The sequence below is a fragment of the Phenylobacterium sp. genome (assembly GCF_036263695.1).
Lineage (GTDB): Bacteria > Pseudomonadota > Alphaproteobacteria > Caulobacterales > Caulobacteraceae > Phenylobacterium.
Genome location: NZ_DATAGM010000291.1, coordinates 1 through 8,639, shown reverse-complemented (window position 1 = coordinate 8,639; position 8,639 = coordinate 1). Strand labels below are relative to the sequence as shown.

Here is an 8,639-nt window from a genome sequence, read left to right as displayed (position 1 = left end):
GTGGCCGTTGGAGAGGCGGATGGCCAGGGCGCCGCAGAGGATGCCCGAGAGGATAGCGCGCTTGGAGTAGTGGTTCTCGTCGGTGGCCACGTCGCCGGCCCAGCGCCACAGCACGTCGGCGCTTTCCCACAGGAGCCGCATGCCCAGCGGCAGGTTCAGCGGCAGGGCGCACCAGCCCGCCCAGCGGCGGACGGCGGGCTCGTGGCCGGCGGCCGCTTCCAAGCGGGCCTCGACCGCGGCGCGGATGCGCTGGCGGATCTTCAGGCTGGCGGGATCGACCGCCTCGAGCCGCTGCAGCGCCTCAGCGTCCAGCCGGCGCGAGAGCAGGGCGGCGAGGTCGGCCGGGCCCCTGGGCAGCAGCAGCTCGGTCTCGGGCCGCGAGAGCCCGGCGGCCTGGCCGGCGGCATAGGCCATCGGCCAGGTCCAGCCCAGGCGCGGAGCGATCTTCAGGGCCTCGTCCAGGACCTGCGCCTCGGTGCGGACAGCCCAATCGTCGGTGTCGGTCATGGGGGCGATCCTAACCTTACCAGGGCCGCCTGTCCGCCGTGGACAGTGTGGACAGCTTCTGCTATCTCGCGCGGCTCAGAAAACCGGCGGCCTATGGGTCGGCCGGCGGAAAGTATTTGTTCGCTCGCGCCAGATGGGTGACCGGGCGGGAGCGAATTGGCAGGAGAGAGAGCCCTGGTTCAGATTTTCGTCCGCGACAACAACGTCGATCAGGCCCTCAAGGCGCTGAAGAAGAAGATGCAGCGCGAGGGCTCGTTCCGCGAGATGAAGCGGCACGTCCACTACGAAAAGCCGTCCGAGAAGCGCGCCCGCCAGAAGGCCGAGGCCGTCCGCCGGGCCCGCAAGCTGGCCCGCAAGCGCGCCCAGCGCGAAGGCCTGATCGCGGCGCCGAAGAAGCCGGCGCGCTAAAACCGGATTTCTCTCTGCTCTGTATTCTGCTGAAGGCCGCGCCGGCGAAGCGCGGCCTTTTGCGTTTCTTACGGCCACGTCGCGATCTTCCGTCGCGCGGCGCTCGCGGTTGCTGGCGTAACCCCGATCCGGTCCCTATGTGTGAGGACCTAAGCGCATTTTAGAAGCGGTCTTCCTGCATGAACCTGCGTAACCTCGCCATCTGGGCCGTCATCGTGGTGGTCCTCATCGGCCTCTACAGCATGATGACGGGCGGCAGCCACGCGGCCGGCGCCAGCGAGGTCAGCTACTCGCAGATGCTGGCCCACGTCGACAGCGGCGAGGTCAAGACCGCGGTGATCCGCGGCCCGACCGTCGAGGCCAGGACCTCGGACGGCAAGGTGCTGACCGCGATGACCGGCGCCGACCAGGAAGAGCTGGTCCGCCGCCTGGAGTCGCAAGGCGCCGATGTGCAGTTCAAGCCCGCCGGCGGCGGCGGCCTGCTGGCCTTCTTCCTGAACTCCCTGCCCATCCTGCTGCTGATCGGCGTGTGGATCTTCTTCATGCGCCAGATGCAGGGCGGCGCGCGGGGCGCCATGGGCTTCGGCAAGTCCAAGGCCCGGCTGCTGACCGAGAACAAGAACCGCGTCACCTTCGAGGACGTGGCCGGCGTCGACGAGGCGAAGGAAGAACTGAGCGAGATCGTCGACTTCCTGAAGGACCCGCAGAAGTTCCAGCGCCTGGGCGGCAAGATCCCCAAGGGCGCCCTGCTCGTGGGCCCGCCCGGCACCGGTAAGACCCTGCTGGCCCGCGCCGTCGCGGGCGAGGCGGGCGTGCCCTTCTTCACCATCTCGGGCTCGGACTTCGTCGAGATGTTCGTCGGGGTGGGCGCCAGCCGCGTGCGCGACATGTTCGAGCAGGCGAAGAAGAACGCCCCCTGCATCATCTTCATCGACGAAATCGACGCCGTCGGCCGTCACCGCGGCGCGGGCCTGGGCGGCGGCAACGACGAGCGCGAGCAGACCCTGAACCAGCTGCTGGTTGAGATGGACGGCTTCGAGGCCAACGAGGGGATCATCCTGATCGCGGCCACCAACCGTCCGGACGTGCTGGACCCGGCGCTGCTGCGTCCCGGCCGCTTCGACCGCCAGGTCGTGGTGCCGAACCCGGACATCAACGGCCGCGAGCGGATCCTGCGCGTGCACATGAAGAACGTGCCGCTGGCCGCCGATGTGAACGTCAAGACGATCGCCCGCGGCACCCCCGGCTTCTCGGGCGCGGACCTGTCGAACCTGGTCAACGAGGCCGCCCTGATGGCCGCCCGAAAGAACCGCCGCATGGTCACAATGCGAGACTTCGAGGAGGCCAAGGACAAGGTCATGATGGGCGCCGAGCGCAAATCCATGGCCATGAGCGAGGAAGAGAAGCGAAACACCGCCTACCATGAAGGCGGCCACGCCCTCGTCGCGATGACGGTCCCCGAGGCCGACCCGGTGCACAAGGCGACGATCATCCCGCGGGGCCGGGCCCTGGGCATGGTCATGCAGCTGCCGGAAGGCGACCGCTACTCCATGAACTACACCCAGATGGTCTCCCGCCTCGCGATCATGATGGGCGGCCGGGTCGCCGAAGAGCTGATCAACGGCAAGGAGAAGGTCACCTCCGGCGCCTCCAGCGACATCTCGGCGGCCACGGGCTTGGCCCGCAACATGGTCACCCGCTGGGGCTATTCGGACGAGCTGGGCCTGGTTTCCTACGGCGACAACCAGGAGGAGGTCTTCCTCGGCCACTCCGTCGCCCGCACGCAGAACGTCTCCGAGGCCACCGCCCAGAAGATCGACGAGGAGGTCCGCCGCCTCGTCACGCAGGGCTACAACGAGGCCAAGCGGATCCTGAGCGAGCGGATCGACGACCTGCACGTGCTGGCCCAGGCGCTGCTCGAGTTCGAGACGCTGTCCGGCGAAGAGATCCAGAACCTGCTGCAGTACGGGGTGCGCCCCAAGCGCGAGGACCTGGAGCTCAAGCGGCCCGCCGGCCCGGCCGTCGCGGTGCCGATCTCGCCCCGCCCGGGTCCCGAGCCCGAGCCGGCGTAAGGTCAGACCCAAATCCTTCGGAGGGCGGCTGCAGCCATGCAGCCGCCCTTTTCGTTGCGCGCGTCCTCCCGTGCGAGGCGGGGAAGGAAAGAGGTGATGGCGATGGGTGGCAGAGATGCGCCGGAGGTGCGGGCGGTCGGCGAGGGGCTCGAGATCCGCCTAGGCGATCGCGCCTACCGGTTGCCGGACCGCCGCCACGACGCCTGGCTCGATTTCCACGCCCAGCTCGCCGCCGACCTCGCAACCCGCAATCCGCTGAACCGCCGGCCGGCGCAGCTGCCGGAGCCCACGGCCAGACTGGCGCCGGTGCTCACCGAGGCGGTCGGCCCGGACATCCTCTACGGCTACGGCGACCCGTGCGTGCTTCATGTCCCCGAGGAGGGCTCCTGGCGCCTCGTGGCGACCTCGAACGACGCGCCGCAGTCGTTTCCTATCCTCAAGTCGAATGACTTGAAGCGCTGGGAGCTGGCGAGCTTCGCGTTCCCGCAAGGCGCCAAACCGCCCTGGTGCCTCGAGGGGCTGGAGCGGGCCGACTTCTGGGCGCCGGAGATCCACCGAGTGGGCGGCGACTACTGGCTGGTGTTCAGCGCCCGGCAGTTGGACGGGACCTTGGCCATCGGGCTCGCCACCTCCGCCCGGCCGGAAGGGCCTTACCGCCCGCAGGCCGCGCCGCTGCTGCGCGGCGGGGTCATCGACCCGCACCTGCACGTCCTGGACGACGGGACGCCGCTGCTGTTCTGGAAGGTGGACGACAACGGCGTTTGGCCGCGCCGGCTGGCGGCCATGCTGGCCGCCGAGCCGGGGCTTGCGGAGGCGCTGTTCGAGACCCAGGAGGATCGCCGCACCGCCGCATTGGCGGCCGCGCTCTGGCCATGGCTCGAGGCGCATGCGGCGCCGATGGAACAGTTCTTCGCGCTGCAGCCGCTGATCGAGGCCGCGGCGGAGGACCTGGCCGCCTTCGAGGGTCGGCTGACGGGCGAGGCGCGGCTGCAGATCGGGGAGACGCTGCGCACCCGCGTCTACGCCCAGCCGCTCGCCGCCGACGGCTCGGCTCTGGTGGGCGATCGGCGGCTCGTGCTGCAGAATGACCAGCCCTGGGAGGCCCACCTGATCGAGGGCGTCTGGGTGACCAAGGCCGATGGGCGCTGGTTCATGTTCTACGCCGGCAACGACTTTTCGACCCCGCAGTACGGAATTGGCGCGGCGGTCGCCGACAGCCCCCTCGGGCCTTACCGCAAGCTGGAGGCCCCGCTGCTGGGCTCCTCGGCCGAGTGGGTGGGGCCCGGCCATCCCTCCGTCGCCCCGGGCCCAGACGGCCGCCCGAGGCTGTTCCTGCACGCCTTCCGCCCCGGCCGGCTCGGCTACAAGGCGTTCCGCGCGGTGCTGTCGGCCGAGCTGGTGTTCGAGGGGGGACGCGTGAGGCTTGGCTGAGGCTCGCGCGCCGCTATGGTCCGCGCCCATGCAGCCGACCCGCGCGCCGCTCGTCATGGGCATCGTCAACGTCACGCCGGACAGCTTCTCAGACGGCGGCCGGTTCCTGGGCCGCGAGGCGGCGGTGGGGCATGCGCGGCGGCTGATCGTGGACGGGGCCAACATCCTCGACATCGGCGGGGAGTCCACCCGGCCGGGCTCCGAGCCCGTGGGCGAAGCCGAGGAGCTGGCGCGGGTCGTCCCGGTGGTCGAGGCCCTCGCCGCCGACACCGACCGGCCGATATCTGTCGACACCACGAAGCCGGCCGTCGCCCGGGCCGCCGTCGCCGCCGGCGCGCGGATCTGGAACGACGTGACGGCCCTTCGGGGGGCGCCGGACGCTCTCGAGGTCGCCGCCGAGCTCGGTTGCGAGGTGGTGCTGATGCACATGCAGGGCGAGCCGCGCACCATGCAGGCCGAGCCGCACTACGACGATGTGGTGCGCGAGGTGGCGGACTTCCTGGCTGGGCGGGCGGACGCGGCGATGGCTGCGGGCGTGGCGCGCGAGAAGATCTGGCTCGACCCGGGCGTCGGCTTCGGCAAGCACATGATCCGCCACAACCTGCCGCTGATGGCGGGGCTCGATCAGATCGTAAAGCTCGGCTTCCCGGTGCTGCTGGGGGCCAGCCGCAAGAGCTTCATCTCGGCCCTCGACCCGCCCGCCAAAACCGCCGGCGAACGCCTTGGCGGCTCCATCGCGGCGGCGCTCGCGGGGGCCGCAGCCGGCGTCGCCGCGGTGCGGGTGCACGACGTCAGGGAGACGGCCCAGGCGCTGAAGGTCTGGGCCGCCATCGCTCAGGCGGGCGTGCGCGCCTCGTAGAGCGGCTTGGCCTCGGCCTCGCGCTCCAACAGCTTCGACCAGGGGGTGAAGACGCCGTCGGCGGCGTCCTCGATCGCCTCCAGGTGGGCGTGCCAGCCGGAGTCCACCCCCTTGGCTTCCTCCGGCGGCAGGCCGGAGTGGGTGAGGGTCAGGCGCGTCCCGTCGCCGTCCGGCGCCAGGTCGAAGCGCACGTGCGAGGGCTTGGAGCCGTCCACCTCCGACCAGGTCCAGGCGATGGTCCGCGGCGGGTCGAGCTCGGTGATCTTCGCGATGCTGCGATAGTCGGCGCCGGTGAAGTAGAGCTCGATGGTCGCGCCCACCTCCAGCCGCTCCAGCTTCGCCTCGGCGAACCAGTCGGTCAGCCGCTCCGGCAGGGTCAGCGCCGCCCACACCTTCTCGAGGGGTTTCCGATAGCGGCGGCGGAAGACGATGGTGACGGTCTCGCCGTCGCGGCGGACCTCGCCGGGTTCGGGGTGAATGAGGGTCATAATCTCACTCCAGCGTTCAGGGTGGTTGCACCGGGTTCAGCGCCATAGAGCGGCAGTGCGGCCTTCCAGCGGGCCAGGAAGTCCCGCGGGCTGGCGAGGCCCTCCAAGGCGGCCTCCAGCGCCTCGAGGTAGGCGTGCCAGCCCCCAAGCGTCTCGGGGCCGTCTTCGGGCCGAAGGCCCGAATGGGTGAGCGTCAGGCGGCAGCCGTCGCCGTCCGGCGCCAGATCGAACCGGACCAGGGTGTCGTAGTCCGCCTCGTGCCAAGCCCAAGCGAAGGCGCGCATCGGCTCCAGCGTCACGATGGTCGCCGTGCTGTCCTGCTTCAGGAGCGGGAAGTAGATCTCCATCCGCCCGCCGACCTCCAGTCGCTCGATGGTCGTCGGGGTGAACCAGGCGCTCAGCCGCTCCGCGTCGGTGACGGCGGCCCAGACCTTCGCCAGCGGCTTGGCGTAGCGCCGGCGAAAGACCAGCGTGACGCCTTCGCCGTCGGTGCGGGCCTCTCCCATGCGGGGGTCGAGCTCGATCATTGTTCCTTCTCCAGGTGATCGTCGAGGGCGGACAGCCGGTCGGCCCAGAAGCGGCGGTAGGGCGAGAGCCAAGCGTCAAGTTCGGAGAGCTTGTCGCCGTGCAGGCGGTAGAGCCGGCGCTGGGCCTCGGCGCGGACGGTGACGAGGCCGGCGTCGCGCAGCACCTTCAGGTGTTTGGAGACCCCGGGCTGGCTGAGCCCGAGAGCCTCCACCAACTCGCCCGCCGGCCGCTCGCCGCCGCGCAGGAGATCGAGGATCTGCCGCCGGTTCGGCTCCGCTATGGCTTCGAAAACATCCATGGCTGAGAATTACCACATAGTTATATAGCTATCAAGCAAAATACGAGATCACGGCCTCTGGCGAGCCGGCGCGGATTGCTGCTAGGCAGGGCCGATGGCGGGACAGTCGGTTGCGGAGCGCGCGCTCCAGGCCCTGCGGGAGGGACGCAACGCGGAAGCGGCCGCGCTCTACGCCCAGCATCTGGCGGACGGGCGGCAGGACGTGGTCGCGGCGGTCAACGGCGCCATCGCCCTGCGCCGGCTGCGCCGGTTTGAGGAGGGGCTTCGGCTGCTGGAGCCGTACGCGGGCGCTCGCCTCGCGGCCGTGCCCTATACCCTGGGCCAGCTCTATTCGGGCCTGCGCAGCTGGTCGGAGGCCGTTGCCGCCTACCGGGAGGCCCAGCGGTTCCAGTCGACGCCGGATCTGGAGCTCAGTCTCGCCCGCGCGCTGCTGGCGCTCGGCGACTACGAGGAGGGCTTCCGGTTCTTCGAGTCCCGGCTCGACGTGCCGGACTTCCCCACCAAGCGCCTGCAGGCGCCCGGCATGGCGGAATGGCGGGGCGAGAGCCTGGAGGGGCGCTCGATTCTTGTCTGGATGGAGCAGGGGCTCGGCGACCAGCTCCAGTTCGCCCGCTATCTGCCGATGCTCAGGCGGAGCGCCCGGGTGGGCGTGGTCTGCCACAGCACGCTGGCCCCGTTGATCGCGCCACTGGCCGACGAGGTGTTCCCCAAGGACCGCCCGTTCCGGGCCCGAGGCTATGACGTGTGGACGCTGTCGATGTCCCTGCCGCTCCGTTTCGGAACGACGATCGGGACCATCCCGCCCGCGCCCTATCTGGCGACGCCGCCGGCCTATCGAGAGAAATGGGCCGGGAGAGTTCCCGAGCGCGTCGGCGTCGTCTGGCAGGCCAATCCGACCAATCCGGACGGCGCGCTGCGCTCGCTGCCCTCGCCGGACCTGCTGGAGCCGATCCGCAATGCGGCCCGCGTGGTGGACCTGCAGGAGCCCCGCGGCGATTTCGGCGACCTGGCCGCCATCCTCGAGCAGCTGGACCTGCTGATCAGCGTCGACACCGCGCCCGCGCACTTGGCGGGCGCGCTGGGTCTTCCGTGCTGGACGCTGCTGGCGCCTGTGTCCGACTGGCGATGGGGGGAGGGGGAGGCGACGCCGTGGTACCCCAGCCTGCGGCTGTTCCGCGGGAGCTGGGAGGAGATGATCGCGAGAGCCGCGCGCGAGCTCGAGACGGCGGCGGCCCGCAGCTAGGCGCCATTGTCGCGCGCGGCGCCCGCGTGCCAGAAGAAGCCCATGCCCCAGCCCCTCGGCCGAGTCCTGATCATCGCCGGCTCCGATTCTGGCGGCGGGGCGGGAATCCAGGCCGACATCAAGACCGTCACCGCGCTCGGCGGCTATGCGGCCACCGCCATCACCGCGGTGACGGTGCAGAACACCCTCGGCGTGACCGGGGTGCACGAGATCCCGCTGGCGGTGGTGGAGGCCCAGGCGCGGGCCGTGCTGGAAGACATCGGGGCCGACGCCATCAAGACCGGCATGCTGGCCACCGTGGAGATCGTGGAGCTGGTCGCGCGCATTCTCGACGGCGCTGAGGCGCCCGCGGTGATTGACCCGGTGATGATCGCCAAGGGGGGCGCCTCCCTGCTGGAAGACCAGGCGGTGGAGGCCGTGCGGCGGCTGCTGGTTCCGAGGGCCGCCCTGCTGACCCCGAACGCTCCCGAGGCCGCGGCGCTCACCGGCCGTCCGGTCACCAACCTCAACGAGGCGCGGCAGGCCGGCGCCGCGCTGCTATCGCTCGGCGCCCGCGCAGTGCTGATGAAGGGCGGCCACATTCCTGGCGAGCGGGTCGTCGATCTGCTGATCACGCGCGATGGTGAGACCGCTTTTGAGGGCGAGCGGATCGACACCCGCCACACCCACGGCACCGGCTGCACCCTGGCCTCCGCGTGCGCGACGGGCCTGGCGCAGGGGCTGGGCCTGGTCGAAGCCGTGGCGCGGGCCTGGGACTATGTCCACCAGGCGATGCTGCACGCCCCGGGCCTGGGCGCCGGCCACG

The 8,639-nt window shown here is 70.7% G+C and carries 10 protein-coding genes; 6 read left to right on the top strand and 4 right to left on the bottom strand.

Features of this window, described 5'->3' with window-relative positions:
• A partial coding sequence (locus VHK87_RS11745; protein WP_329635081.1) for a COQ9 family protein occupies positions 1-507 on the bottom strand: 507 nt, incomplete at its 3' end.
• 174 nt (positions 508-681) lie between these two features.
• Between VHK87_RS11745 and rpsU the strand changes: the two genes are divergently transcribed.
• The 4 genes from rpsU (at position 682) to folP (ending at position 5,277) form a co-directional block, all read left to right on the top strand.
• Positions 682-915, top strand: coding sequence for a 30S ribosomal protein S21 (gene rpsU, locus VHK87_RS11740; RefSeq protein WP_091735317.1), 234 nt, complete (start codon positions 682-684; stop codon positions 913-915).
• A 179-nt stretch (positions 916-1,094) separates the two neighbouring features.
• Complete coding sequence (gene ftsH, locus VHK87_RS11735; protein ID WP_329635080.1) at positions 1,095-2,987, top strand: ATP-dependent zinc metalloprotease FtsH; 1,893 nt, start codon at positions 1,095-1,097, stop codon at positions 2,985-2,987.
• 102 nt (positions 2,988-3,089) lie between these two features.
• Positions 3,090-4,418, top strand: coding sequence for a family 43 glycosylhydrolase (locus tag VHK87_RS11730; RefSeq protein WP_329635079.1), 1,329 nt, complete (start codon positions 3,090-3,092; stop codon positions 4,416-4,418).
• 28 nt (positions 4,419-4,446) lie between these two features.
• The gene (folP, locus tag VHK87_RS11725) at positions 4,447-5,277 is read left to right on the top strand and encodes a dihydropteroate synthase (protein WP_329635078.1); all 831 of its coding nucleotides are present in this window, start codon (positions 4,447-4,449) and stop codon (positions 5,275-5,277) included.
• Here folP and VHK87_RS11720 read toward each other — a convergent pair.
• The 3 genes from VHK87_RS11720 to VHK87_RS11710 are packed head-to-tail and all read right to left on the bottom strand — an operon-like array spanning position 5,253 to position 6,591.
• Positions 5,253-5,765, bottom strand: coding sequence for an SRPBCC family protein (locus VHK87_RS11720; RefSeq protein WP_329635077.1), 513 nt, complete (start codon positions 5,763-5,765; stop codon positions 5,253-5,255). The genes folP and VHK87_RS11720 overlap by 25 nt on opposite strands.
• On the bottom strand, positions 5,762-6,292 hold the full coding sequence (locus VHK87_RS11715) for an SRPBCC family protein (protein ID WP_329635076.1): 531 nt from the start codon (positions 6,290-6,292) through the stop codon (positions 5,762-5,764). Before VHK87_RS11715 ends, VHK87_RS11720 begins: the two co-directional genes overlap by 4 nt.
• On the bottom strand, positions 6,289-6,591 hold the full coding sequence (locus tag VHK87_RS11710) for a metalloregulator ArsR/SmtB family transcription factor (protein ID WP_329635075.1): 303 nt from the start codon (positions 6,589-6,591) through the stop codon (positions 6,289-6,291). The genes VHK87_RS11715 and VHK87_RS11710 overlap by 4 nt, the downstream gene beginning before the upstream one ends.
• A gap of 94 nt (positions 6,592-6,685) precedes the next feature.
• Here VHK87_RS11710 and VHK87_RS11705 point away from each other — a divergent pair, with 94 nt between their 5' ends.
• Together VHK87_RS11705 and thiD are read left to right on the top strand one after the other, a co-directional pair.
• Positions 6,686-7,834 (top strand): glycosyltransferase family 9 protein, encoded by a 1,149-nt coding sequence (locus tag VHK87_RS11705; protein WP_329635074.1) that lies wholly within the window; start codon positions 6,686-6,688, stop codon positions 7,832-7,834.
• A gap of 42 nt (positions 7,835-7,876) precedes the next feature.
• Positions 7,877-8,639, top strand: a 763-nt coding sequence (thiD, locus tag VHK87_RS11700; RefSeq protein ID WP_329635073.1) for a bifunctional hydroxymethylpyrimidine kinase/phosphomethylpyrimidine kinase, incomplete at its 3' end; no start/stop codon positions are given.